27 protein-coding genes are annotated in these 24,846 nt (G+C 42.5%); 3 read left to right on the top strand and 24 right to left on the bottom strand.

Going from position 1 to position 24,846, the window contains the following annotated elements; translation table 11 throughout:
* Positions 1-10: 10 nt before the first annotated feature.
* From B808_RS05415 to B808_RS05345, 15 genes are all read right to left on the bottom strand, one after another.
* A complete protein-coding gene (locus tag B808_RS05415; protein WP_009167168.1) occupies positions 11-679 on the bottom strand; it encodes a DivIVA domain-containing protein in 669 nt (222 codons plus the stop codon).
* A gap of 12 nt (positions 680-691) precedes the next feature.
* On the bottom strand, positions 692-1,483 hold the full coding sequence (locus tag B808_RS05410) for a YlmH family RNA-binding protein (protein ID WP_009167169.1): 792 nt from the start codon (positions 1,481-1,483) through the stop codon (positions 692-694).
* Positions 1,483-1,764: a YggT family protein gene (locus tag B808_RS05405; protein ID WP_009167170.1), complete on the bottom strand. Its 282-nt coding sequence runs from the start codon at positions 1,762-1,764 to the stop codon at positions 1,483-1,485. The genes B808_RS05410 and B808_RS05405 overlap by 1 nt, the downstream gene beginning before the upstream one ends.
* The gene (locus B808_RS05400) at positions 1,764-2,174 is read right to left on the bottom strand and encodes a cell division protein SepF (protein WP_009167171.1); all 411 of its coding nucleotides are present in this window, start codon (positions 2,172-2,174) and stop codon (positions 1,764-1,766) included. Before B808_RS05400 ends, B808_RS05405 begins: the two co-directional genes overlap by 1 nt.
* Before the next feature lie 14 nt (positions 2,175-2,188).
* Positions 2,189-3,436 carry a cell division protein FtsZ gene (gene ftsZ / locus B808_RS05395; RefSeq protein WP_009167172.1) on the bottom strand — a complete coding sequence of 416 codons (1,248 nt, stop codon included), beginning with the start codon at positions 3,434-3,436 and terminating at the stop codon, positions 2,189-2,191.
* A gap of 17 nt (positions 3,437-3,453) precedes the next feature.
* Entirely contained in the window at positions 3,454-4,797 is a 1,344-nt protein-coding gene (ftsA, locus tag B808_RS05390) for a cell division protein FtsA (protein ID WP_009167173.1), read from the bottom strand.
* A 97-nt stretch (positions 4,798-4,894) separates the two neighbouring features.
* The gene (locus B808_RS05385) at positions 4,895-5,707 is read right to left on the bottom strand and encodes a cell division protein FtsQ/DivIB (protein WP_009167174.1); all 813 of its coding nucleotides are present in this window, start codon (positions 5,705-5,707) and stop codon (positions 4,895-4,897) included.
* A 9-nt stretch (positions 5,708-5,716) separates the two neighbouring features.
* On the bottom strand, positions 5,717-6,832 hold the full coding sequence (gene murG / locus B808_RS05380; RefSeq protein WP_035422376.1) for an undecaprenyldiphospho-muramoylpentapeptide beta-N-acetylglucosaminyltransferase: 1,116 nt from the start codon (positions 6,830-6,832) through the stop codon (positions 5,717-5,719).
* A gap of 4 nt (positions 6,833-6,836) precedes the next feature.
* Positions 6,837-8,210 carry a UDP-N-acetylmuramoyl-L-alanine--D-glutamate ligase gene (murD, locus tag B808_RS05375; protein WP_009167176.1) on the bottom strand — a complete coding sequence of 458 codons (1,374 nt, stop codon included), beginning with the start codon at positions 8,208-8,210 and terminating at the stop codon, positions 6,837-6,839.
* A 19-nt stretch (positions 8,211-8,229) separates the two neighbouring features.
* Positions 8,230-9,189, bottom strand: a complete 960-nt coding sequence (mraY, locus tag B808_RS05370) for a phospho-N-acetylmuramoyl-pentapeptide-transferase (protein WP_035422373.1) — start codon at positions 9,187-9,189, stop codon at positions 8,230-8,232.
* A 32-nt stretch (positions 9,190-9,221) separates the two neighbouring features.
* Positions 9,222-11,366, bottom strand: a complete 2,145-nt coding sequence (locus tag B808_RS05365) for a penicillin-binding transpeptidase domain-containing protein (RefSeq protein ID WP_009167177.1) — start codon at positions 11,364-11,366, stop codon at positions 9,222-9,224.
* Positions 11,363-11,734 carry a hypothetical protein gene (locus B808_RS05360; RefSeq protein ID WP_009167178.1) on the bottom strand — a complete coding sequence of 124 codons (372 nt, stop codon included), beginning with the start codon at positions 11,732-11,734 and terminating at the stop codon, positions 11,363-11,365. Before B808_RS05360 ends, B808_RS05365 begins: the two co-directional genes overlap by 4 nt.
* 18 nt (positions 11,735-11,752) lie before the next feature.
* The gene (rsmH, locus tag B808_RS05355; protein ID WP_009167179.1) at positions 11,753-12,691 is read right to left on the bottom strand and encodes a 16S rRNA (cytosine(1402)-N(4))-methyltransferase RsmH; all 939 of its coding nucleotides are present in this window, start codon (positions 12,689-12,691) and stop codon (positions 11,753-11,755) included.
* A 20-nt stretch (positions 12,692-12,711) separates the two neighbouring features.
* Positions 12,712-13,137: a division/cell wall cluster transcriptional repressor MraZ gene (gene mraZ, locus B808_RS05350; protein ID WP_009167180.1), complete on the bottom strand. Its 426-nt coding sequence runs from the start codon at positions 13,135-13,137 to the stop codon at positions 12,712-12,714.
* A 123-nt stretch (positions 13,138-13,260) separates the two neighbouring features.
* Positions 13,261-13,659 (bottom strand): DUF3397 family protein, encoded by a 399-nt coding sequence (locus B808_RS05345; RefSeq protein ID WP_009167181.1) that lies wholly within the window; start codon positions 13,657-13,659, stop codon positions 13,261-13,263.
* Positions 13,660-13,760: 101 nt separating this feature from the next.
* Here B808_RS05345 and B808_RS06505 point away from each other — a divergent pair, with 101 nt between their 5' ends.
* The gene (locus B808_RS06505) at positions 13,761-13,883 is read left to right on the top strand and encodes a DUF4044 domain-containing protein (protein WP_009167182.1); all 123 of its coding nucleotides are present in this window, start codon (positions 13,761-13,763) and stop codon (positions 13,881-13,883) included.
* Positions 13,884-13,924: 41 nt separating this feature from the next.
* Here the strand turns inward: B808_RS06505 and B808_RS05340 are convergent, their stop codons facing one another.
* From B808_RS05340 to B808_RS05320, 5 genes are read right to left on the bottom strand one after another with little or no spacing between them, the layout of a single operon-like run.
* Entirely contained in the window at positions 13,925-16,192 is a 2,268-nt protein-coding gene (locus B808_RS05340; protein WP_009167183.1) for an FtsK/SpoIIIE family DNA translocase, read from the bottom strand.
* Between the two features lie 4 nt (positions 16,193-16,196).
* Entirely contained in the window at positions 16,197-16,733 is a 537-nt protein-coding gene (locus B808_RS05335) for a tRNA (cytidine(34)-2'-O)-methyltransferase (protein ID WP_009167184.1), read from the bottom strand.
* Between the two features lie 34 nt (positions 16,734-16,767).
* Complete coding sequence (locus B808_RS05330) at positions 16,768-17,652, bottom strand: RluA family pseudouridine synthase (protein ID WP_009167185.1); 885 nt, start codon at positions 17,650-17,652, stop codon at positions 16,768-16,770.
* A complete protein-coding gene (locus B808_RS05325) occupies positions 17,645-18,454 on the bottom strand; it encodes an NAD kinase (RefSeq protein WP_009167186.1) in 810 nt (269 codons plus the stop codon). The genes B808_RS05330 and B808_RS05325 overlap by 8 nt, the downstream gene beginning before the upstream one ends.
* Before the next feature lie 2 nt (positions 18,455-18,456).
* Positions 18,457-19,083, bottom strand: a complete 627-nt coding sequence (locus B808_RS05320; RefSeq protein WP_009167187.1) for a GTP pyrophosphokinase — start codon at positions 19,081-19,083, stop codon at positions 18,457-18,459.
* 153 nt (positions 19,084-19,236) lie between these two features.
* Between B808_RS05320 and B808_RS05315 the strand changes: the two genes are divergently transcribed.
* Complete coding sequence (locus B808_RS05315) at positions 19,237-19,803, top strand: DsbA family protein (RefSeq protein WP_051393823.1); 567 nt, start codon at positions 19,237-19,239, stop codon at positions 19,801-19,803.
* Positions 19,804-19,821: 18 nt separating this feature from the next.
* On the opposite strand, the gene pepF is transcribed toward B808_RS05315, so the two are convergent.
* Genes pepF through B808_RS05295 form a run of 4 tightly spaced genes read right to left on the bottom strand, consistent with a single transcriptional unit; the run spans position 19,822 to position 24,160 of the window.
* Positions 19,822-21,621, bottom strand: a complete 1,800-nt coding sequence (gene pepF / locus B808_RS05310; protein ID WP_009167189.1) for an oligoendopeptidase F — start codon at positions 21,619-21,621, stop codon at positions 19,822-19,824.
* Entirely contained in the window at positions 21,621-22,706 is a 1,086-nt protein-coding gene (locus B808_RS05305) for a competence protein CoiA (protein WP_009167190.1), read from the bottom strand. The genes pepF and B808_RS05305 overlap by 1 nt, the downstream gene beginning before the upstream one ends.
* 36 nt (positions 22,707-22,742) lie before the next feature.
* A complete protein-coding gene (locus B808_RS06395; RefSeq protein WP_051393822.1) occupies positions 22,743-23,399 on the bottom strand; it encodes an adaptor protein MecA in 657 nt (218 codons plus the stop codon).
* Between the two features lie 20 nt (positions 23,400-23,419).
* Entirely contained in the window at positions 23,420-24,160 is a 741-nt protein-coding gene (locus B808_RS05295; RefSeq protein WP_009167192.1) for an MBL fold metallo-hydrolase, read from the bottom strand.
* Between the two features lie 94 nt (positions 24,161-24,254).
* Here B808_RS05295 and B808_RS05290 point away from each other — a divergent pair, with 94 nt between their 5' ends.
* A complete protein-coding gene (locus tag B808_RS05290; RefSeq protein ID WP_009167193.1) occupies positions 24,255-24,767 on the top strand; it encodes a hypothetical protein in 513 nt (170 codons plus the stop codon).
* Positions 24,768-24,846 lie beyond the last annotated feature (79 nt).

Here is a 24,846-nt window from a genome sequence, read left to right as displayed (position 1 = left end):
GATATCTTTATTAAATGGGTCGCACCTCACCGTTTGGAAAAATCAAAACCGTCGGTTCTGCATATTCCGATCGTTGCTTTCGCTTAGGAAGCGACTGATTACTTTCAGATTCTACACTGTTTGAGCGCAAACTGTCAAGCTGTTTAACGGCATCATTAATCTCTTGGAATTGATGATAATCAGAACCTTCTAACAGCTCCGTCCAATCCGAACGGTTAGCAAACTCTAACTGAGTCTGAAGCATCGCAATCATCTTAGTCCGAAAAGTCTTAATACTATCCCGATAGTCATTAGTAGCAACTACAACGGCAGCCGCCTTCTTTGAGCTCTCAGCTAAGACCTGATTAGCTTGTTGAGTTGCAGCTGAAAGTAATTCATCCGCCTTGTTTTGCGCAGCCGCAATCGTTTGTTGCGCCTGATGATCAGCAGTCTGTTTGACATTATCAGCAGCTTCTTGTGCCACTAAAATCGACTGATTTAAAGAGCCCTTTAAATCATCATAATAAGACAACGCATCACTGCTTTGTTTTAATTTAGCTGTTAGTTGGTCATTCTCTTCTTTCAGGATTTGGTAATCCTTGATAATCTGATTCAAAAAGTCATTAACTTCATCAATATTATATCCGCGCATCTTGGTCGAGAATTTTTTATTATGAATATCTGCTGCTGATAATACCATGATCTGCCTCCATCATTTATGTTTGATTACCGCCAAAGTGGCTTTGATTTTCCCCTTTTTTGAAAAACCGTCTTCTGTTTGTAAAACAAACCGTCCCTGACCACGAACCGAAACCAAGTCTTGGACTGTCAACCACTCCGCCGGGCGCTCTTCTGTAAACCAGTTCAAGCGCACCTGACCGTGTCGCACCAAATCATTAGCCGCCTGCCGGGAAATATGAAAAGCAGCTGCAATTACATTATCGATTCGCAATGACTGCAAGGTTTGATGAACAAGAACGGAATCATCTTCCGGCAATAGTTGACTGCTCATTGAAACTGGTAATACTGAAACTGTTGTGGATCCAATTTTTGTAAGATTACTTTGTAAATATTTAACAAGGGTAGCTTCACAATAAAATTGCCAGTGTTTTTGATTTGTGATTACATCACCTAGCACTTCACGTTTAACTCCGGTACCTAAGAGAGCTCCCAAAATTTGATAGTGCTTGATCGTTGCAAACCGCATGGGATAGTCAATTGCCATCAACTGTAACTCAAAATCTGACAGCTGTGGTACAAAGTAATCTGGAAAAACCAGTCCCCGTTGCATCTCAGCATCAGCAAAACCCCCATTAGTGGCGAATTGCAGCGACGGTGTCTGATTAACAATGGTTTGCACTAGGTAGCGTTCCCGGCGATTTAAAAAATCAGTTAGCACGGGGCGATACTCGCGATCTGCTTGACTCACCCAATCAGTTGCTTTTTGTAAAAAGAAGCGCTCACTCGGTCGAACGTGTTGCTGCAATCTTTCATTTGCTGTCATTAGAAGATCGTGATTAGAAAGTTAGCGATTCCATTAACTCCAATTTGTATAAAACCTAGTGCAATGACCGCTAAAATCGGTCCAAATCCGATAATTCCAATACGCGCAAACTCAAAATATTTTAAGAAAGGCGTTACCAGACGAGTAATCAACTGACCCAATTTTGAACTGGGAGCCCCCGGCAACCAGCTCATTAGTGCATCAATAATAATAAGAAATACATAAACATTAATCGCATCGTTCAAGAGTTTGGCAATCATTTCAATTATTGTGGATAGCATTAGTTTTTGTTCTCATTTCGATCATAAAATTGCTGTTTAACATCCCCATCAACGGCAAAATTTTTAGGGGCACAAAGATAAACTTTGTCATCAATTTGTTGCAAGTTGCCATCGATGGCATAGATAGTGCCGGTTAAAAAATCAACAATCCGGCGAACCGTAGCATTATCAACATTTTCCATCTTAATTAAGACGGCATTCCCTGTCATCAATTTGTTGGAAATGTTTTTCGCATCAGCAAAAATTCGTGGCTCAACAATGTTTATTTTACTGTCTGGAATACGCTTATCACTCATTGACAACACCTTCCGTGGATTCAGCTTAACTGAGCTATCAGCTGGGTTAGGCTGATAATCTTCAGTTTCGTCATCTATACCACCAAAAAAACTGTTAAAAATTCCCTTGGCCATGATTGCTTACCTCCTTATTTGTTATTCCGATACTTGAAATTAAATGGGGGAATATCATCATTCTTGTCGTCCTGACTAGCATCTTGTTCCTCAGCTGAAGTAGCACTGAACGGTTCAAACTCATGCTTTTCCACATTTTGAAAACGTCGGTCAGGTTGTACGGGCTGTTGTTGCGTAGCATCAGCAGCTTGTGGATTTCTCGTTGGCGATACAATCTGATTAGCAGTTCGCTGGGGTTGGACCACTTGCCCGGACTGTTGTGATTTTGAAGCCGCATGATCAGGTTGATCAGCAAGTTCGGGATTTTCACTGTCAATTCCCGTTGCAATCACAGAAACGCGAATCTCGTCCCCCATATTTTCATCAATCGAAGTTCCAAAGATAATGTTAGTGTCTTCCGAAGTCGAATCACGAATAATGTTAGCTGCATCCTGAGCTTCAAAAATCCCTAAATCGGAACCACCAGTGATGTTTAAAAGTACCTGACGGGCACCATCAATAGAAACTTCTAATAGTGGCGAATTAATCGCTTTTTTAGTGGCTTCAGCTGCGCGATTCTCGCCACTCGCCGAACCTACCCCCATTAATGCCGTTCCTTTGTCTTTCATGATGGTAGTTACATCAGCAAAGTCCAGGTTGACATATCCTGGTCGGGTAATTAGATCAGAGATTCCCTGCACTCCTTGACGCAAGACATTGTCAGCATCGTGCAAGGCTCCTAAGAAGGAAGTCTTTTTGTCGGCCATTTCTAACACCTGATTATTCGAAATAACCACCATAGTATCAACATTTTGTTTCAATGCAGCTAAACCTTCGCTAGCATTATGGGAACGAGCCGGACCTTCAAAAGTAAATGGTCTCGTGACAACTGCCACTGTCAAAGCCCCTGACTGCTTCGCAATTTTGGCAATAATTGGTGCAGCCCCGTTTCCAGTTCCACCGCCCATTCCAGCGGTTACAAAGACCATGTCAGCACCATCAAGCGCATTGGTGATATCCTCCTGACTCTCCTCAGCAGCTTTGGCTCCGACCTCTGGATTAGAACCAGCCCCTAAACCTTTAGTCAGCTTTGGACCAAGATTGATTTTGGTTTCCGCCTTTGAGGCATTTAGGGCCTGCACATCCGTGTTGACTGCGATGAACTCGACACCTTCAACCCCGTCTTCAATCATTCGATTAACAGCGTTGCCACCACCGCCACCGACACCAATAACTTTGATATTGGCGCCCTTGCCAGTAGTTTGATCCATTCCATAATCCATCTTGCTAACCTCCATTGTTATTCAAAGAAATTTTTCAAGGAGAAGCCTGACCCACTCTTTTTGGGCTTCTTCGGTTCCCCTTTGGATTGCCTTCGCGAGAACAGGGACGCACTTCGCTCAGGCTGTTTAATCTGCGCGGTACGAGTTGATGGCTCCATATAATCAAGCTTCGTCTTGTTGTTGCTAGGAGTTGCTTGATCGGTTACAAATGCTGTTCGCATCACCCGCTCAATTTCACTTAGCTGATTTGCATAGTTGACCAGAGCTAGCGAGGTTGCAAAGGAGGAATGTCGTAACCCCATTTGATCGGGGACAAAGATTCGAACATTAATTCCAAAGGTATTAGCCGCTAACTCGGCGATGCCTTGCATCGCTGCTACTCCACCAGTCAAAACCAGCCCGCCTGGCAATTCTAAAGCATTAGCACTCTGCAGTTTATCCTTCAGACGACCAAAAATCTGATCAAGCCGAGCCTGAATAATTTCTGCTAACAGTGACTCACTAACCTTAACGGGTTGGCTTTGTCCCACGACTTCCACCGGAATTTGATTTTCAGTAGAGGCTTGCTCAACATCTGCAAAACCATACTCGCGCTTAATGTTTTCAGCTTCTTTAAGAGAGGTGTTCAGCACAGACGAAATATCCTTCGTTATGTATTGTCCACCTTCATGATCAACATCAACATATTTTAATTCGTGATTATGAACCACTGACGCGGTCGATTGACCGCCCCCCAGATTAATGATAATCGTACCAAAATCTTGTTCAGTATCACTCAAAATGGTGCGACCCTCTGCCTCAGCACTAACCAACAACAAGTCAATCGCAAGTCCAGCCCGTTCAACCGCTTTTCGGACATTATGAATCAGGGTCTTTGGACCTGTAATGATGCGACCTTTCAACTCTAGATGTGATCCCACCATTCCACGAGGGTCAGGAATGCCATCAAACTGGTCAATTTTAAACTCTTCTGGAATCAAATCAATAACTTCACGTTCTGGAGGAATGTTACTAGCAATGGCAGCTTGGGTGACTTGAACAACCTCTGCATCACTGATTTCTTGTGAATTATCATCCAAACTGATCATTCCAGAACAGCGGTCAATACTAATCATATCGGCAGGTAAGCCGACAATCACTCGAGAAATTTCAACACTTGATTTCGTTTCAGCTTGAGCAATTGTTTTTTTGATCGCAGCCGCCGCCTTATCAATATCAACAATTATTCCGCGACTAACTCCGGCAGAAACTTCATTACCAACACCAATAATGTTAGTCTGACCATCAACTTGTTGAGCAACAATCACTTTTATCGAAGTGGTTCCAATGTCTAGACCGACACAGATATCAGATTCTTTCATAAGAATGGAACCTCCTAATCCCTCATTTAATAATGCTTCGTTACTATAATTAAGTATAATTTTACCATACAAACAAAAAATTTAAAAAGTAAGCAGATTAAATTGGTTGCGAATACGGATTAAACTCTAAATTAATCCTGCTTTTTTGTTTCAAATTTGTCTTCAGGTCTGGATAATACGGCAGTTTTTCCTTGATTTGATTAATCCCAAGCACCACTTCATTACCGTCATCCATCAGCAGTTCAACTCGTTGCGGGTTATCACGAGTAGCTCGATTCTTCACAGCTACAATTTGCCGTTGCAATTTAGGATTGAGGTGCTGAATTGCACCAATCAACTCTGCAATCTGGCCGGGGTTTTGCAAACCATCCAAGCGTAGTTGGGGTTGCTGTGCTTGTTTGGAAATTGGAACATCCCCAATCTTGCCATTACTATACACCGGAAAGGGTCGCTGATGATGATTAACCATGGCGACAATCGGGAATAAACTCACCTTAATCTGGATATGATTCCAATTTCTTCGGTCAACTTGTACGTGATCAACCTGAGGATCGGCACGCTGCAGCTTCTTGACCGTTTGCCCCTTACGTTGCCAAAACACAACTAACGTATCTCCGGTTTGAAAGGGAACATGTTGACGGAGTTCCGTTTGCTTAGCAGGTGCAACCAATCTAATGGTTTCAATTCGACTCAGTGGCGACGCAAAATAGGCACTGATTAGACTTCCCAGCAATAACGCAATCCAAGCCGGTAGGACAAATAAGCGGTTTTTACGGTGCCGTTCTTTTTGTAGCTGTCTGATTTGACGCCCTGGACGCTGTCGACTGTATCGGTGCTTTTTTTGTTTCTCATATTTTTCCCAATGATTGCCCCCATCAGTAGCAGGAGGTAACCCCCGTTTTTCCTTCATGTCGCTCACCTAGTTATTATGAACCTGATGATTTGCGATTGCTGCATCGCAAACCGCTAGCAATCGGTCAGCTGCGTCAACTACTCCTAGTCCCCTAGCATTTTGGGCCATCGCAGCTCGTCGAGGTTCATCATCCATCAATAAATCAATCTTAGTCACCAACGACTTCCCCGATAAATCTGTTTCCGTTTCCAGAATAGCAGCCCGATTTTTCACTAAACTCATGGCATTTTTCGTTTGGTGATCAGCCGTAACGTAGGGGCTCGGAACCAAAATTGACGGAATTCCGAGCGCTGTAATTTCAGCTAAACTAGTTGCTCCTGCTCGGCCTACGATCAAAGCAACTTTTGGCAACACTTCTGGCATGTTATTAATGTAAGGTAAGATTTTAACATTTTTACCAATTTCACTAGCATCAACCTGCTGCATCACATCATCATATCTTCCCTTCCCCGTTACAAAAACCACTTGGTAGGCTTTTGTTTTAAAGGCTGGAAGTGCTGCAACACTTGCCTGATTCAACTTTAAAGCTCCCTGACTCCCTCCAAAAATTAATACCGTAGGTTGCTGATCATGCAACCCAAGCTGGGACCATTTAAAATCACTACGTACATTTGCCACCTGCTGAGCGCGCGGGTTACCAGTAAAAACTACCTTGTTAACAGGAAATTGTGACCGCGCCTCGTCAAAGGCAATCGCAATTTTATCAACATAGCGACTCAAAAATTTATTGGTCCAACCCACTACACTGTTTTGTTCATGAATAACCGTTGGAATTCCTAGTTTAGCAGCTGCATACAGAACGGCTCCAGAGACATAACCACCGGTGCCAACGACAACATCCGGTTGAAAACTGCGTAAGATTTGTTTAGACTGTCGAACACTCTTTAAAAAAAGATGTACAGTTTCAAAGTTATATAAAGAAAAAAGTTTACGTCGGAAGCCTTGGATCTTTAATGCTTCAAATTTTAAGCCTTTTTTTGTAACAATCCCCTTTTCAAGCCCCCGTTGCGAACCAACATATAAGATTTCAGCTTGTGGGTCGCGTGATTGCAATGCTTCAACCAATGCTAAGGCGGGGTAAATATGCCCACCGGTCCCGCCGCCGGAAACAACCATTTTCATCTGTCTACTCCTCCTTTTTCCCTGTTAACTTGGAAACATCCGCAACAAAGCGATTCCCACGCTCTTCAAAATTAGTAAACTGATCCCAACTGGCACTCGCCGGTGATAATAAAATAATCTCTCCCGGCTTGCTTAGTTCATAGGCCTTTACAACTGCTTCATCAAGATTAGCGACGTGCTTAATATGAGCTACTTGGGCATGTTGCCCAGCCGTGGCCAACAGTTCCGCGGTTTCGCCAAAAACAACCATGGCTACCACGTGCTGGCGCAAAGCTGGTTCTAACTTTTCAAACGTATAGCCTCGATCCAAGCCGCCAGCGATCAGTACCACGGGCTTTTTAAAGCTCGACAGTGCCATCTCCGTTGCTTCAATATCGGTTGCCTTAGAATCGTTGTAAAACATCCGCTGCTGAGCCGTTAAAACATATTGATTTCGATGACGAACCCCGCCAAAAGTACGGAGCACCTTTACAATCGCAGCATTTTCTACTCCAGCTAATTTTGCTGTTGCAATCGCAGCTAGAGCGTTTTCTAAATTGTATTGACCAGGAAGGCGAACCTCATCGGCATCTAACAGATACTCATCTCGAAAATATAAGCCACCCTGTTTTTGATAAGCACCGTCCTCATACCGACCTGAAACGGAAACCGGAACAACCTGTGCCTGACTTTGTTGACTCAACTGGCGCCATTCTTTTTTCTCAAAGTTAATCACTAAATAGTCGGATTGCGTTTGATTCTTAGTAATTTGCAACTTAGCATTGACGTAATTTTCGCGAGTTTTATGATAATCAAGATGATTAGAAAAGATGTTTGTAATTACCGCAATGTGCGGATGTAGTTTAGTAATGCCTAACAGCATAAAGCTCGACAATTCCATCACAAGCTGATCCTCTGCGGTAACTTTTTCGGCAACTTTAGTCGCCGGCACACCAATATTACCGGCCACATAAGCATGTCCGTGGTGCTTATCAGCATTTAACATCTCAGCAATTAAAGTGGTCGTAGTTGTTTTCCCATTACTCCCAGTGATCCCAATCACAGGAGCAGCGGAAATTTCATAGGCTAACTCCACTTCACAAATAATGGGAATTTGTTGTTTTTGTGCAGCTTGAACCAAGGGTACGTCGTAAGGAATTCCAGGGTTTTTCACCATTAAGTCAAGGTTGGCAACCAGGCTCACTGGGGATGAACCAGCAACAATTTTAACCCCTAGTTGTTGGAGTGCTACTACTTCAGGGATTTCATTTGCAGGCTTTTGATCAGTTAAAGTTACTTGGGCGCCTAGTTTCACTAGTAACTTAGCCGCATTTACCCCGCTCATTCCGGCCCCAAACACCAAAACCCTTTTATTTTGATAAGCATTAATCTGTTTCATCACACTGAACTCCACTCTTTTAAATTATGATTAACACACCTGTTAGCGCCGTAAACAAGCCAACCAGCCAGAAAACAAAATCAATTTTCCATTCACCCCAGCCCATCATTTCAAACGTATGGTGAATGGGGGTCATTTTAAAAATTCGTTTGCCAGTTAGGCGAAACGATGCCACTTGCAAGATCACGCTAAGTGTTTCTACCACAAAGATTAGTCCAATCCACAACAAAGACAATTCTTGGTGCAATAAGATTGATACTGCTGCAAGGGAGCCTCCCAGCGCCAAAGAACCCATATCACCCATAAAAATTTTAGCCGGCTTGTGGTTATACAGGAGAAAGGCTAGTAAAGCGCCTACCACTGAGACACAAAATAACATGACCGCATACTGCTGTTGTGCGTTGGCAATCACTGCGTAAGCTCCAAAAGCAATCGCAGCCAAACCGCTAACCAAGCCGTCCAACCCATCCGTCAGATTAACTGCATTGGAAAAACCGGTCAGCCAAATGACAATGAAGATGATGTATAAGGGACCAAGTGGTAGTTCACCCAATCCGAAAAACCGAAGTGACATCGGAAAGCCATTGAAGTAATAAACCACCGCAAAGACCAATGAACCTAGTACTTGTAGTGCAAATTTTTGCCATGCCTTAAAGCCTTCATTTTGACGTTTAAACAGTTTAATACTGTCATCCCACATGCCAATCAGACCATAAAACACCATTACGAACAGAAGAATTAGGAGCGTGGAGTCAAATAGTTGCATCGCAAAGCCAGTAATCAGGTCAACAATCAGAATGGCAATGATGAACATCAGCCCTCCCATAGTCGGCGTTCCACTCTTACTTTCATGCCAACTAGGACCTTCCTCTCGGATCATTTGTCCCTCATGTTTTGCGCGGAAATAGGTAATTAACAGCGGAGTACATCCAGCTGTGATCAAAAATGTTGCTAAAAAAGGGATCATCCAACTCATCATTTCGCTTCCTTTCACTATTAGGAGTTCAGCTGCTATTTCAAACTAACATCTAGAGTACTTTTCTCATCAAATTGCTGACCTGGCTTAATACTTTGGTCGCTCACGTGGCCATCGCCAGTAAAATTGATTTTGATATTTACTAATCGAGCAAGATCATTGAGATCATCACGACTCCAGCCGTTTAAATCAGGCATGGTCATCGGGCCGTCTGTCATTAAAATAATTCGGCTCGCAAGATCCTTTGGCGCTGCTGCTGCCGGACTCTGTTTCGTGATTGCATGACCGGTTCCAATCACAACGCTTGCCATTTGTTTTTGATTCAATAGTTGCTGGGCATCCATTGGACTTTTTCCGACTAAATTGGGAATCCGAACCTGTTCGGGGCGTCCTTTAGAAACTGAAAGTGCTTGTTGCATTACCGGGTTGAAAATCTCTGCCAACACCTTCGTGGCCGGCTGAGTTGCCAGCTGAGGCTGCTTCATTGTGACATACATGACATAACGCGGATGCTTTGCTGGAGCCATTCCTGCAACAGAGTACAGATAACTGTCAGCACCATTTTCATATTGACCGCTGCCATCAGAAATTTGAGCAGTTCCAGTTTTTGCAGCCACTCGATACCCAGGGATCTGGAAATCCTGCCCAATCCCATATGGCTTATAAACGACGTCTTCCATGTGCTTTCGCACGGCAGCAGCCGTTTTTGCACTAATCGGATGACCGACAACTGTTTTTCCATAATTTTTAACCGTATGTTGATTATCTGCCGTGGTTACCCGATTAATCATCTGGGGCTTCAACATCTCTCCATCGTTGGCAATCGCACTAAAGCCTTGCAACATTTGGAGGGCAGTAACGGAAATTCCTTGTCCAAAGGCTGTATTAGCCTGCTCAATCGGTTGTTGAAATTGCATGCTTCCAGTCGGTTGTTGATCAAAATTTGAGGCATTGTTCTTCAGGAGTTGAAACCGTTGGATGTAATTATTCCAGGTTTTTGGTCCCATATTTTCTTCTAAATGAGCCATCGCCACGTTACTTGAAAGTGCAAAACCCTTGTCATAAGAAATATCACCCCAGCCATTGCGATTCCAGTCTGGCACAATTTGATTACCAATCTTATAAATTCCCGACTGGTATAAATCAGATCCCCGGTAGTTTCCACTATCGATCGAGGCCGCCATTGTAAAGATTTTCATGGTCGAACCTGGTTCATAAAGATCTTGTGTCAAAGTGTCCCGCCACACATTGTCCAATCCCGTTCCAGTAGTTGGATTAAATGATGGCCGTTGCGCTGCTGCCACAATTTTGCCAGTCTTGGCATCCATCAACATGGCGTTCAAAACCTTCGGATGTACCTCCGCATCAACCTTGTTCATCTGATTCTCCAACAGCAACTCTAAGCTGGAGTTAATATTAGTATGAACATTGTCACCATTTCGGGCTTGTAACTCTGTTCCTTTTTCGGAAGGAATTTGATAGCCATAGTTATCATGTTGGCTTTTTTTCAGCCCATTTCTACCGGTCAATTCCGCATTGAAGTTTTTTTCAATCCCCATTTGACCAACCAACATCGGTTGCTTCGTTTTTGGATCGGTTGTTGAGGAAGCCAGCCCAACAACGTGGGAAGCAAAAACTCCATTTGGATAGAGACGCGCTTGCTGTGGAATAAACATTAACCCCGGTAGCCGATGACTCTCGATCTTTTGTTTAACCGCCAACGGAATGTTATTACCTGCGTTTCCAAATTCAACTTGAAAGGCGCGCGGATGTTCCGTTAGAACCTGATAGGCTCGCTGTTCTGAAATTGGGAGATTTTGAGACAGTACTCGGGCTGTTTTGCGTTTATCTTGAACATACGCTGGACGTTTACGATCCGTAACCTGACTTCGGTCAAGAACAGCATACATCGAATAGGTGTTAGTGTCCTCCGCCAATGGTTGCTGCTTGTCGTCGTAAATGCTACCACGACGAGCCTTAATGATACTAGTTTTGTTATATAAATGCTGAGTTTGGCGAGAAAGGTTAACATGATTCGCTGTTTTAAAAATTGCCTTTTGTGCAAATGATACAATTATCAACCCAAACACAATAACGACAAAAAGCAACAGAATCCGTCCAAAATTTCGACGTGATTTTGCTGCTTTATCTGATTGCTGAATCTTTTGACGTTCATTCATCGCGTAACATCCCTTACTTGCCCATTGTTAATGGAAAGTTGGTCTTGCTTAACCATCTTCGCAATGGCATCGTTTTCGTTACTGTCCAGCTCCTGTTTCAAATTTTGATTATGCGTTTTCAATTCAGTGGTTTGTGAAGTAGTGTCTTGCAACTTTCGTTGGGAGCGACCAATTTCAAATTTAGTATTCACGATTGAAACCATGAGTGCAACAATGAGAACAACCCCAGTAACCATCAGTGTTTTCTCAAAACCTGATAAACGTAATCGTGAGTTAACCACCGGCTGCCGTGTTGGCGTTGGTGTCAACTGTGGTGTCGGCGTCGTTACTTCATAATTTCTTTTTCGTACTAATTCATCTTGCATCATGATCGCATCCCCCTACCATCATTTGATTCTTTCAATGACCCGCAACCGTGCACTATGAGCGCGGTGATTATTATCCAGTTCAACTTGACTCGGCAAAATCGGTTTTTTCTGTGGCAACTTAAAATTTGGCTTCAATTCCGGCGGAATCACCGGTAGATTAGCTGGTAAATCTGGTATGGTGGTCTTTTCTCGAAAGATCCCCTTTACCAATCGGTCTTCTAGTGACTGAAACGTGATTACACTCAAGCGTCCATGCAACTTTAATAATTGCAACGCCTGTTCTAAGGAACTTTCTAAAGCCCCTAACTCATCATTAACTGCAATCCGAACCGCTTGAAACACCCGCTTCGCTGGATTACCACCATGACGGCGAGCTGCTGCTGGAATCCCGCTTTTAACAATGTCTGCAAGCTCCGTCGTCGTATCAATCGGATGCTCAGTTCGAATTTGTTCGATTCTGCGGGCAATCGGCTTTGCAAACTTTTCTTCACCATAACGATAAAAGATTCGCACTAGTTGCTGGTATGAATAATGATTAATGACTTCCCAAGCATCCAAATGTTGACGGCGGTCCATTCGCATATCTAAGCGCGCAGCCTGCTGATAGCTAAACCCACGCGCCCCCTCGTCTAATTGTGGAGAAGAAACCCCCAAATCATAGACAATCCCATCAACCTCACTAATTCCCTGCTCCTGCAGTGCTTTCTTTAGATTTCGAAAATTTTCATGTAAAAAGGTAATCTTTTGCTTTTGATCAGCTAACTCGCTTTGGTTGTAAGTGATTGCCGCTTCATCCTGATCAAACGCAAATAAGTGACCTGTTTCTAAGCGCTCAGCAATGCGGCGACTATGACCGCCACCTCCGAGAGTACAATCTACATAAATACCGGCCGGATTGATTGACAACTCATCAACCGCCTCGGTTAATAGAACCGTTTGGTGTTTAAACTCCGTCATCAATCTCACCTACCTTTCTGTTAAAAATCCAGCAAATCTTCCGCAATATCATTAAATTCTGTTTGAGCTTGTTCGTTATATTTCTGCCAGCGAGCGGCGTCCCAAATTTCAAAACGGCTGGAAACACCAGTAAGCACACATTGCTTAGTGAGGGATGCATATGCTCGTAGCGGCTCAGGCAAGTTAACCCGTCCTTGTTTATCGAGTTCACACTCAGTCGCAGCTGAGAAAAACAGCCGGGAAAACTTGCGCGCTGCGCTTTTATTAAAGGGCAACTGATCAACCTCGGTTTGGACTTGCTCCCACTGACTTGCTGTATATCCAAACAAACATCCATCTAGTCCCCGAGTAATCATAAAATGTTGTTTGAGCTGATTTCTAAATTTAGCAGGGATAATAAGCCGGCCTTTTGTATCAATATTGTGACGATATTCACCAAAAAACACTGCAAATCACCCCGCTTTCTGATCGGTTAATTTTAGTCTACCACAAAGCACCACTTTCAACCACTTAATTCCATTTTTACTCCACAAAAATAAAGCTTCCTTTAAAAAAATTTTAAGAAAGCTTTATTTAATGCGGATTAGCAACGCTCCACCTAAACAAATAAAATACCAAAATAACCAGTATAAATCTCCAAATCTCCAAAACAAAAACCAAAATCGCGTCATCACGACTTCTCCATCGACGAACCAAAGCCAACTTAACCAAGCTAAACCTATCACAAACCATCCACAAAACAGGATCGGCAGCAATGAGGCTCCGGTTGCTTGTAACGTCGTGACGTGCACCAACCAACTAGCTGGAAAAATCCAGAAATCAAGGACGCGGAGTCGTTTTAGCTGTGGTGAAAATGGTAGCCGTCGCCAAATGCTCAGCAGTAATCCACCTCCAGCAAACAATACTAACGGCCACAATTGCTGCTGCAATAAGGCGATGATCGTCGTTGGAATTTTAACGGTTCCCATTGAAAGTACCCCTCCATCATTTAAACAAAATTTGCAAAGTCAGAATGTCACGGTTACACTGAAATAAATACCATGTAAAGCAGAAAGCGGTGTAGTTTAGAATGAAATGGAAAGATCGATCTACCTTCCAAAAAATCCTGTTCATCTTTGTATGGGTCATGATTATCGTTACTCTAGCAGGGGTCGTCTTTGGTGCGGTAGTTCCATTATTAGGCGGTATGTAATCAAAAGAAAGGTTGCCTCGCAAACCTTTCTTTTTTTGTAGCTATGATTGATCATCAGGCTGTTTATAAACCGTTCGCGGAGTACTACCGTGTTGCGCTCCGATATAGCCCCGCTGCTCCAACTCATCAATAATTCGAGCTGCCCGATTATACCCAATCCGAAAACGACGTTGCAACATCGAGGTACTTGCTTTGCGCTCTGAAACCACAAATGCAAGCGCTTCTGCAAATAATGGATCTTGGTCGGCAGCTTCATCCTCAGCTTCTAGTTCAGCGTCACTAACAACCATCTCTTCATCATAATCCGGGTCAGCCTGCTCACGAACAAACTTAACTACGGCTTCAACATCCTGATCACTGATGAAGGATCCTTGAATTCGAACTGGTTTATTCTGATCAATTGGTTGATAAAGCATATCTCCACGTCCCAACAGTTTCTCAGCACCATTGGCATCCAAAATGGTCCGCGAGTCCGTTCCGCTAGAAACCGCAAATGCAATTCTGGAAGGAACGTTGGCTTTAATGAGACCAGTAATGACATCAACCGACGGACGTTGGGTGGCCAAAATCATATGCACGCCTGCCGCTCGTCCCATCTGTGCCAATCTAATAATCGCTGTTTCAACCTCATTGGAAACGGTCATCATTAAATCAGCTAATTCATCAACTACCACTACAATGTAAGGAAGTTGAGGAACTGTAGTTTGCTCTTTTTCATTTTTTTCTCTAATAAATTGATTGTAAGTACTGATTTTTCGCTGACCGGTTTTCGCAAACAGTTCGTATCGTTTTTCCATTTCCGCAACAACCTTGTTCAAAGCACGTGCTGCCTTTTTTGGATCCGAAACCACTGGACTTAAAAGATGAGGAATTCCATTATAAACTCCTAGTTCCACCTTTTTAGGATCAATCAGCATTAGTTTTACCTGCGAAGGAGCGGCTTTCAGTAAAATACTAGTCAAAAAGCCGTTGATTGCGACCGATTTCCCACTCCCAGTTGAACCTGCGATTAATAGATGTGGCATTTTAGTTAAATCACAGGTTTGCACATTTCCATTAACATCCTTACCAAGTGGAACACTCAAAAGTTGCTCCCAGGCTGCTTGTCCCTGATGTTCAAACACATCACGGAATGATACCGTCGCAATCTCTTTATTGGGAACTTCAATTCCAATCAATGATTTACCTGGAATTGGTGCTTCAATTCGAATATCCTTTGCGGCCAGCGCAAGTGCCAAATCATCACTGAGGTTTACAATTTTACTAACCTTAACCCCAATTGCTGGATGGATTTCGTACTCTGTCACCGATGGACCTAAGCTCACATTTTTAACCTGAGCATCAACACCGAAGCTTTGGAGCGTCTGTTTTAAAATCTCAGTATTTTTATCAATATCATGGTCTTCTTGACTTTGGTCAGTTGGAGCCAACTTAGTTAGTAAATCCGTTGTCGGCAGCTGATAATCACCCTGCACTTGTGGATGTTGGACAAAGTCTGGTTCATCAACATCATCAGTTGGCGAAGCTCGGTGGATGACTGGTTGCGGCTCTGCGGACTGCGCTTGCTCAGTAGGCTTTGGAGTGTATGACTGTTTAGTACGTGGGGGTTGCTCAACAGCCTCTGCTTTTCGCATGCGAATATTACGCTGGTGCTGGTGCCAATCATTATTTAAACGATGCCACGTTTGACTCACTAATTGAACCAAAAAACGGCTACAAGCAAGTAAGGGGACATCGAAGAAAATAAGAATCCCACTCCCAACCAAAAAAATTCCCAAAAATAAGCAACCAATGCTGGAAATGAGCGGTACTAAACCGGCTGCCAGTGTGGCTCCAAGTATCCCACCACCCATATCAGCGGTGATCTGTCCACTTTGAAATTGCTGTTGCCAAGTTTCCCACACAATTCGCAAAAATTGGGGGCGTTGCTCCACCTCGTTAAACATCAAAACCGCAGCAAAGAGCAACCAGCCCAAGACACTTAGCGATAACCCAATCCAGTAATGAATTGCAATTTTAATCGCAGGATGTCCTACAATTAGCCAGCCACCTATCAATAACAACCCCAATAGACCAGCTAGATAGATATTTCCAAGCAGAAGCCGCATCAAATTTGCCGTACCAACCCCTACAATTCCAAGTTTAAAAATTCCCAGTAGCGAACTTCCACCCAATAAAAATCCTATGCAAACCTGCCAATGTTTTCGCCACCAATGATCCCAATGTACCCGAGACGGCTTGCTGGCTGGCTTTTTTCGTGGACGCCGAGTAGCTGCTGGTTTTCGCTTCGTTCCTTGTTTTCGAGCCACAAAATCACCCCATTTTTGCTTTGTAAGCTGCTAATTTGTCATGCTCATAGTGGTGAACCTGGTCCAATGATCCAAACTGCTGTTGGCGGAGAACCTCATAAATTACAATTGCACAGGTATTCGAAACATTCAACGCCCGAATATGATCATCATTTTGCGGAATGCGAATTGTCTGATCGGCATGTTGTTGCTCAAACCCAGCAGGCAACCCCGTGGTTTCCTTACCAAATAAAAAGTAATATTCATGATCTGAATTCGTATAATCACGATTACTATAAACCGTTGTTCCAAATTTGGAAACAAGAAATAGTTCATGTTCAGGATCAGCAATCGTCTGATAAAAGGATGGTAAGTTTTCATGAACATGTACCTGAACTTGATCCCAATAATCCAACCCAGCTCGTTTTAAATGTTTATCGTCAATTTTAAATCCCAACGGTTTAATGAGATCTAAGACCGTGTCTGTCCCAGCACAAGTTCGAGCAATATTACCTGTATTGGCTGGCATTAGTGGTTCAAAAAGTACAATGTGATTCGTCATAAGCTTCTCCATTTCTAATCATAGCACTTAAATTTTAATCTGGAATTAGGGTCTGAAAATAAGCTGGCAGTGGTACCGTAACCGTTAATTGGCACCGATCCAACGGACTCCAAAAGGACATCTGATAACAATGCAATGCCTGATGTGAAAAATCCGTGGGATGGTCGTTGTATAACCAGTCCCCCAATAGCGGATACCCCAGTGCTGCAAAATGAACCCGAATTTGGTGCGTCCGCCCCGTGTGTAACTGGACTTTAACTAAGGAACGTGTCGCAGTAAATCGTTCCCGCCAAAATTCCGTCCGCGATGGTTTGCCATCTTCGCGAACCGTTCTTTTTAAGAACGACCCTTCCATTCTGCCCAGCGGTAAGTTGATCTCAGCATGACGCCATGGAATCCGTCCTTGTAGGCCCGCCACGTAAAATTTATGAATCTCGTGCGTTTGAAATTTTTGGTCCAAAATTGCATGTGCTAAGGCATTTTTGGCAAAAATAACGGGACCACTCGTTTCTCGATCTAACCGATTGACTACATGAATAACTTGACTGGCAGCTTTTGAGCGCACAAAATAACCCAAAACTCGGTTAGCTAAGGTATCTCTTGGATGAAGTCGTGATGGCACCGTTGCCAGTGGGACTGGTTTATTCACCACTAAATAATTTTCGGTTTCAAGTAGAATTTCAATTGGTAAATTGGAGACCTGTAACACTGGATTTTGCGGCTCGGGTGGCAAAATAATTTGCACTAAAGCGCCCGGTTGCACTGAGAAATCACTATGAACCGCAATTTGATTAACCAACAGGGAGCCACCGTGATATTTAATCCGTTTTAATAATGTCCGCGTTACTCCCTGCTGGAACAAAAAGGTTCGCAGTAACAGCGGCTGCGAACCTTGATGGTACCATTGATAGCTAATCATCTAGATCATCTCCAATGAAGGAGTTTCCAACGCGCTCCCAAAAATGAGTATGCCGATATTTTGCAAAATAGATGCGACGCTGCGAGATTCGGTAAGTAATTGCTTTGATCGGGCGATCAACAATCAGCAACTGATCACACGTTAGAACATTATGCAAGGAAACCATAGGAACAATTGTCACCGATTCCGTTGGTGGTACGATAATTGGGGAACCAATCGTGCGAAATACCCGATTGTTAATCGATGCCATCTCAGCCACTTGCACGGCATTAAAGTTCGGAGAAATAATAGCACCACCGACGGACTTGTTATAAGCAGTTGAGCCTGTCGGTGTTGAAATGCAAAGCCCATCTCCTCGAAAATTCTCAAATAACTGATCCTTAATATATACTTTAGCAACCATTGTCCCAAATAATTTTTTGACCGTTGATTCATTCAGAGCCACCATGTAATCATTGCTACCTCGATCAGAATACGACACTTCAATGTCTAAGAGCGGATAACTAACACTTTGCCCGTTATCATGTTCTAAACTACTAACCAATTGTTCAACTTCATTATCACGCCAATCCGTATAAAATCCTAAGTGACCGGTGTGAATTCCCACAAAACGAACTTTTTCTGTCAAATCATTGTAGTGGTGAAAAGCAGACAGTAACGTCCCGTCCCCACCAACCGAAATTACCACTTCCGGATTTAATTCGTCTAAAACGAGTTCGTCTGAGCTTTGGATTAATTGTGATAATTTAGTAGCAACTTCACTAGAAGTTTTTCGATCATTTCCATAGATTGCAATCCGCATTATTAATGTTCCTCTTGTTCTGTCGGCGTGGCAGGATTACTCTTTTCTAGTTCATGTCTGATTTGAGACATCTCTTCATCAAGCTGAAAAGCTTTTTCTGAGGCTTTTTGCAGCCGCGTATGAATTTCTGTTGGGAAAGTATCACCGTGTTTATAATTAAGTGAGTGCTCCAATGTTGCCCAAAAATTCATTGCCAGGGTACGAATTTGAATTTCAACTAAAATCTGACGTGTCCCATCGACTAATTGTAGCGAATATGAAAACACAATGTGGTAAGATCGATAGCCACTTTCTTTTTCATTATTCACATAGTCTCTTTCTGAGATAATACTGATATCATTTCGTTTGCGCAAAATTTCAACTACGGTATAAATATCGTCTAAAAATGGGCACATAATTCGCAAGCCACAAATATCTTCCATGTCTTCTGATAAACGATCGGAAGTAATCTGACGCCGTTTCATTTTTTCTTGGATGCTATCAATTGCCTTAATTCTGCTAGTCACAAATTCAATTGGTGACTGCTGATTACGACTTTGATATTCGTTACGAATGCCACGTAATTTATCTTTCCATTCTTTAGCAGCTTGTTCGTAGGGAAAAAGGAATAAATCCCAGTCTTCAATCACGGAACCACCCCAATTCTACTAATGTCTTTGCTAATCATATCACATTTATTTTTATGCTTCACAAACAAATTAATTGAAAATCAGGAAAAATTTGTTATTCTTGAAAGTACATTAATCTATAAGAAAAGCTTAAGTTCACGAAAGGGTTTAATTATGCTTGAAATGTATCTCTTCGTTAATCCCACTTGTACGAAGTGTATTTCCGCTGAAAAAGACGTTACAAAAGTAGCCACTGCCCTCCAACAAAAAGTCCGGATTAAATTTATTCCCGTGTTTGAGCTTAGTACCGTTAGTGAGGGATTAACTGGTAACCTAGATGCTTACCATCTTACGTTAGATTATAAAGCTGCGCTTTTTCAAGGCTGTAAGAAGGGGCGTTCGTTTTTAACTGAACTACAAGAAGCTCTGCTTATCAAAAAACAAACTTATTCCGAAGAGCTAGTTTGGCAGATTGCGCAGAATAACCAGCTTGATTTACAAATGTTCAAAACTGATCGAAATTCAGAACTCTGTGAAAAAGCTTTACAATCTGATCAACAGCTGTCCCGCGAAATGGGCGTGAGCAATCATGATTGTTTGGTGCTGTTTGACTGCGCTACTGCTGACAAGGGGATCCGCATCCAAGATATCGAGTATTCCAAGCTATTTGAATTGTGTAGCCGGCTGGAGACAAATAAAAAACCACAAGCACCGGCGAACTCTCATCTTCATATTCTTTAAAAACCGCCTAGGCGGTTTTTAAATTAATTTTTCTAATGCAGCTAGCCGCTTTTCAAACTGGGTAAAGGACTTAGTTAGGTAAGCTGATTGATCCATTGCGACCCCTGCCATTTTCATAATATCTAGTGGCGCTTTTGAATTGCCGGCCTGCAAGTAGTTAAAGTACTGGCGCCGAGCAGTTTGTCCCCCTGTTTCCAAGTTTTCTGCCAAATTAATGGCCGCAGCATAACCAGTAGCATACTGATATACATAAAAATCATAGTAAAAATGAGGAATACGAGCCCACTCCAGTTGAATTTCAGGATCGGCTTGTAAATCGGGACCGTAGTATTGCGAATTAAGTTGCAGATACCACTGGTTTAATTGACTAGCAGTTAGTGGAGTCCCCCGCTGAGCCTCGTGATGAATTAATTTTTCAAATTCTGCAAACTGCGTCTGGCGGAAAATTGTGCCTTTAAACCCTTCGAGATAGAGACTCAGAATGTATTTTTTGAGATTGTCATCCGTAGTATGCTCTAAAAGATAGTCAGTCAATAAATTTTCGTTAGTTGTGGACGCAATTTCAGCCACAAAAATAGAATAATCACCGGTTTGATAAGGTTGATGCTTTCTAGTCATGGCACTATGGATGCTGTGTCCCATTTCATGTACTAGAGTATATACATTATTTAGATTATCTTGCCAGTTTAACAAAATAAACGGATTTGTATCGTATGATCCGCTAGAGTATGCTCCCGTTCGCTTATTTTCATTTTCAACCACATCGATCCAACGTTGCTTAAAAGCGGTCTCCATCAGTTGCTGGTAAGTTGGTCCAAGGACCTGCAAGGCTTGTCGTGCCAGCTGTTTTGCTTCAGCAAACGTATATTTGGTTTGGGGCGAAGTCGCTAAGGGAACATACATATCATACATGTGCAGTTGTTCCGTGTGCAAAAAACGCTTACGTAAAGCCACGTAGCGCTGTAAAAGTGGCAGGTGACGGTGAACTTCTGTTATTAAAGTGTCAAACACCGATTGGGGTACTTCATTTTCGAATAGCGCCTGCGCCTGTGCACTTTCAAAATGATGAACTCGGGCGCTAAAGTTATTAGCATTTACTTGACTACCTAAAGTTGTGGCAAACGTATTTTGAAATTGTTGGTAAACTTCATAAGTCTTGTGAAAAGTCTCAGCCCGCACTGCTTGCTGAGTTGATTCTAATAGTAATCCGTAGCGACCATTTGAAAGCTGTACTCGGTTTCCCTGTTCATCAGTTACCGTTGGAAACGGTAAGTCACTACTATCCAGCTGATTAAAAATTTTTTCTGGCGCATTAAAAATTTGAGTTGCCTGCGCCAATAACTGTTCCTGATTTACTGGAAGCAAGTGTCCAGCAGCTCGCAAATTTAGTTCTAGGAAACGATGGTAAGTCTGTAATGACGGATAGCTCTTTAACCAAGTAGTAATCAAAGTAGCTCCAGTGGCTACCACCGCATTAGGATACCATGCCTGAGCTTCACTGACTAAATTATCAAGCTGTTCAGTTTGAACAAGGGCTGCTTGGGTACTTGGTACAGTAGTTTCCACATCATTTTGTAACTCTGCAAAGACGCGCACCTTTTCAAATCTTCGATTTAACTGCAAAACCTGTTCGGTCGCTGCTTGAAGCGTGTTTGCACTAATAAATTTAGTCACTGCTGTCTTTTTTAACTGTTGTGCCAACGTTTTTACAGCCACTAACTCTGCTTGAAAATCTGCTTGGTTAGCAAAAATAGTGGTTAAATCCCACGTTAATTGAGGATCAACCTCACTTCTTTTAGGCAATGCTTTGGCAGTCATTATTTCCCCTCCTGTTTTGTAATTTCCTTTAGTTTAACAGAAGTGTCCGAAAACCACGGGATTTTTTTTATCAGGATCACTCCTGTTGGAGTTCTTTGCACCAAACGCTGTCGAATTAGTGCCGTTAAGAAAACCTCAAACTGAGCAAAAATCAGATTGTTCACATCGTGCAAACACGGATACGTTGCTCGTCTCCGAATCAAGTTGCAAGATCTTTGATAAAGGGTTGTTACTGCTATTTCACGCCTAGTTTGCAACAATAAGAGGCAACGAATTCGCCATCCCAGCCAATCTGGTTTCATTAGTGGGGACTGGAACCGTGGCCAATGTACAATCAACGGGCATCCCAATAGGTTATACCCGGCCTGATAACAACTTAACTGAAGTTCGAGATAGGGAGCCTGTCCGTGCTGCAATCGCCGTGCCACAGTTTTTGTTACATGGCTAAGTGAATCGGGTTTCTTGGTTTGCAAATGCCCCTTGCTCCAAAAATGCTGCACAGCTTGAAAACTAGTAAAACTCCGTTCTTGAAACTGCAGGTGGTGATCGTGTAATTGGATCTGATACCGCAAGCGATACTGATTTTGTGGTTCTAGTAAAAAAACCAGATAATATCCAATTGTCTTTCGAAAACGTAAAAAACGTTGCACTGAAGAAGCAGTACAACGTTGCTGATAATATCGATTCCCAAGAATCCAGAAAGAAACTAACTGAATTTGGGCGTATCCATAAATTCTTTCAGAAAGTCGCTGGGTCGATAGTGGACTACACTGGTACTCAAAGACCACCTGATCGCACCTAATGTCGGCTCGTTGGCGGATCGCATGCAGATAACTTTCCAAAGTAACTCGAGGAAAAATCGTCCTTAGATCAGTGGCTAAAAACCATTTCCCCTGCAAATGTTCCGGGCTTTCACTCTCACTGGCTCCACACAATTGGTGCTGTTGATGCGCAAAGTGTGCTAACTTTTGTTGACCACGTTTTAAAATCACTGGCTGGTGACATCCCGGGCAGACATAAGGTTGACCTGCTTTGGCTCCCTTAGCTGTAATTAACTGATGATACTGATTCCATGCTGTTAACATTTGTAGACCCCAGTTAAATACGTAAATGATTATTTTCTAACCAAAATACTGATTTAATGTCGGCAACGCCTGCTTTCCCAGCAACTGACGGTCATTTTTCTCAATATAAACTGGTTCTTGGGGACTTAACTTTCCGTATTCGTAGCCCAGCGCAAGTTGGTTATCAATCTGAACTAATTTTTGATTAACCGCGGAAAAATCAGTAGTAGCGCCACTAGGTAGCAGTCGGTAAGTTAAAATTAATTCATACCCTTGTTGATTACGATAAAGTGCACTCTGCAGTTCAACTCCAGTAGGACGCGGTGCCTTACTCAAGGCTTGACTGGCAGCAACTAGATCATCGAAATTAGTAAACTGGAGTGCAACCGTTCGCTGTAAGTGCTCTTCATCAAACTCATCGCCACCTGACTTTTCTCCTGGTTCAGCGACACTAGAAGTCATCTTAGCGACCAATTTTTCATCCTTGCTAATGATTAATTCAAACCCACTTGCAACTGGCATAACTTGAAATGAAACTAACTCATTATTGGAAAATTCATGATTGACATCAACTTCTTCTAGAATTTGATAAAAAAAGTCCTCAATCTTATCCTGATCCTCAACCAGTTCCATTAAATTAATATGTCTCTTTTTTAAATCAGCCCTATCGACCCAGACTTTAATTGTATCTTCATTCGTTTTTTTAAATTTCACTGTAATCCCTCTTTAGTTCATTAAATTTCTAATGATTGCCCCTGAGATGGTAATAAAACGGTGACGTTTGTACCGGCCTCTGCCTGAGCCTCTTGACGTAATTGCTCAGGTGGAATGGTTTGGGGCAAATGACTAAGTAACAGTCGTGAAACGTGTGCTTGACGAGCCAAGCGTCCTGCTTCGACAGATGTCAAATGCCAGTGCTTTCGTTGATCGTTAGCAGCAAAGTTAGTGTCTGCAATAACCAAATCTGCCCGCTGCGCCAATTTTGTAAGTCCTGGAAAAAATGCTGAATCAGCAGTGTACATCAGGGCATGCCCGGTAGCACGCTCAACAATCCGTATGGCAAAGGCTGGTACTGGATGAACCGTCCGCAAAAATGAAAGCTCAAAGGGCCCGAGCTCATTAACTTGTGTAGGCAGGTAAGCTTGACGCTGGGTTGCATGTGGCCAGGTTAATTCCTGAAAATGAGCTTGATCAAGCTGGTGTCCGTAAATTGGCAAAATGGAACGGCGCGGTCGTCGGTCATGAAGTTGCCAATAATACTGTAAAACGCCTAAATCAGCGATATGATCAGCATGGTAATGAGATAATAAAACTGCATCTAATTGTAAAGGGTCACAGTGCTTTTCTAATTCCAACAACGCTCCACTTCCACAATCTAACAAGAGTCTGTAGGTTCCTGTTTCAATCAAGTAACTACTAGTCCCAATGCCTGCAAATGGATACCCACCGTAAAATCCTAAAATAGTTACACGCATTTTACTAACCTCATCATTTTTAAATAATTTTACTTTTAACTTAAGGTACTTTATTCTACACTAAATGTAAACCAAATTGAATGGAGATAATACAATGATTGATAAAATTTCAGTAACTTTTGGCTCGCAAGCCGTTCTCAATCAAATTATAAAGCGCTACCCCAAGCGCCAGTTAGCTTTGTTTGCCGGGATTAGTGGAACTAGCGGTGTTCAACTAATCGATTATTCAGGTAAAAGCCCGATTTTCGTTACCCCGATTACTTATCGTGTCGTTGATCACAGCGGTACTGATGACTGGCATGATTATCTCAACATCATTCAAGTAACTCCTGACGAACAACATCGAAAAGTTTTAAATTCACGAGCCAGTGATTTCATTAGTAATCCACACCAACCTAACGGATTGCAAAGTGTTTACTATTTAAAGGCTGAAAATAATCAAGATCAAAAAATTTTGTTAACGACTTGGAAAAGTGAATTTGATTGTTTGGCTTGGAAAAAAACCGCAGCCGCCGCTTTTATTACCTACCAGAATTTCAAAAACGATTTTACTGTTGATTACCATGATTCTAGCTATCAAGCTCTCGAGCAAAAACAAAATATTTAATTAAAGGCAAAAAAAGAACCCTATCAATGATAGGGTTCTTTTTACGGTCCGTACGAGACTCGAACTCGTGATCTCCTGC

The organism is Fructilactobacillus florum 8D, assembly GCF_000512295.1.
In the GTDB taxonomy this organism is placed as follows: Bacteria; Bacillota; Bacilli; order Lactobacillales; family Lactobacillaceae; genus Fructilactobacillus; species Fructilactobacillus florum.
Note: the sequence above shows the minus strand (reverse complement) of the source record. Positions and strands in the feature narration are given on the sequence as shown.

What these genes read in the sequence shown, in the direction of transcription:
- ftsZ (WP_009167172.1), bottom strand. Translation starts at nt 3,436, where the DNA reads ATGGATTATGGAATGGATCAAACTACTGGCAAGGGCGCCAATATCAAA.
- B808_RS05305 (WP_009167190.1), bottom strand. Translation starts at nt 22,706, where the DNA reads ATGTTAACAGCATGGAATCAGTATCATCAGTTAATTACAGCTAAGGGA.
- B808_RS05335 (WP_009167184.1), bottom strand. Translation starts at nt 16,733, where the DNA reads ATGACGAATCACATTGTACTTTTTGAACCACTAATGCCAGCCAATACA.
- B808_RS05385 (WP_009167174.1), bottom strand. Translation starts at nt 5,707, where the DNA reads ATGAAGGAAAAACGGGGGTTACCTCCTGCTACTGATGGGGGCAATCAT.
- B808_RS05290 (WP_009167193.1), top strand. Translation starts at nt 24,255, where the DNA reads ATGATTGATAAAATTTCAGTAACTTTTGGCTCGCAAGCCGTTCTCAAT.
- B808_RS05330 (WP_009167185.1), bottom strand. Translation starts at nt 17,652, where the DNA reads ATGATTAGCTATCAATGGTACCATCAAGGTTCGCAGCCGCTGTTACTG.
- B808_RS05315 (WP_051393823.1), top strand. Translation starts at nt 19,237, where the DNA reads ATGCTTGAAATGTATCTCTTCGTTAATCCCACTTGTACGAAGTGTATT.
- B808_RS05405 (WP_009167170.1), bottom strand. Translation starts at nt 1,764, where the DNA reads ATGCTATCCACAATAATTGAAATGATTGCCAAACTCTTGAACGATGCG.
- mraY (WP_035422373.1), bottom strand. Translation starts at nt 9,189, where the DNA reads ATGATGAGTTGGATGATCCCTTTTTTAGCAACATTTTTGATCACAGCT.
- murG (WP_035422376.1), bottom strand. Translation starts at nt 6,832, where the DNA reads ATGAAAATGGTTGTTTCCGGCGGCGGGACCGGTGGGCATATTTACCCC.
- rsmH (WP_009167179.1), bottom strand. Translation starts at nt 12,691, where the DNA reads ATGACGGAGTTTAAACACCAAACGGTTCTATTAACCGAGGCGGTTGAT.
- B808_RS05415 (WP_009167168.1), bottom strand. Translation starts at nt 679, where the DNA reads ATGGTATTATCAGCAGCAGATATTCATAATAAAAAATTCTCGACCAAG.
- B808_RS05325 (WP_009167186.1), bottom strand. Translation starts at nt 18,454, where the DNA reads ATGCGGATTGCAATCTATGGAAATGATCGAAAAACTTCTAGTGAAGTT.
- B808_RS05295 (WP_009167192.1), bottom strand. Translation starts at nt 24,160, where the DNA reads ATGCGTGTAACTATTTTAGGATTTTACGGTGGGTATCCATTTGCAGGC.
- ftsA (WP_009167173.1), bottom strand. Translation starts at nt 4,797, where the DNA reads ATGAAAGAATCTGATATCTGTGTCGGTCTAGACATTGGAACCACTTCG.
- B808_RS05360 (WP_009167178.1), bottom strand. Translation starts at nt 11,734, where the DNA reads ATGATGCAAGATGAATTAGTACGAAAAAGAAATTATGAAGTAACGACG.
- pepF (WP_009167189.1), bottom strand. Translation starts at nt 21,621, where the DNA reads ATGACTGCCAAAGCATTGCCTAAAAGAAGTGAGGTTGATCCTCAATTA.
- B808_RS05410 (WP_009167169.1), bottom strand. Translation starts at nt 1,483, where the DNA reads ATGACAGCAAATGAAAGATTGCAGCAACACGTTCGACCGAGTGAGCGC.
- B808_RS05345 (WP_009167181.1), bottom strand. Translation starts at nt 13,659, where the DNA reads ATGGGAACCGTTAAAATTCCAACGACGATCATCGCCTTATTGCAGCAG.
- B808_RS05400 (WP_009167171.1), bottom strand. Translation starts at nt 2,174, where the DNA reads ATGGCCAAGGGAATTTTTAACAGTTTTTTTGGTGGTATAGATGACGAA.
- B808_RS06505 (WP_009167182.1), top strand. Translation starts at nt 13,761, where the DNA reads ATGAAATGGAAAGATCGATCTACCTTCCAAAAAATCCTGTTCATCTTT.
- B808_RS05365 (WP_009167177.1), bottom strand. Translation starts at nt 11,366, where the DNA reads ATGAATGAACGTCAAAAGATTCAGCAATCAGATAAAGCAGCAAAATCA.
- murD (WP_009167176.1), bottom strand. Translation starts at nt 8,210, where the DNA reads ATGAAACAGATTAATGCTTATCAAAATAAAAGGGTTTTGGTGTTTGGG.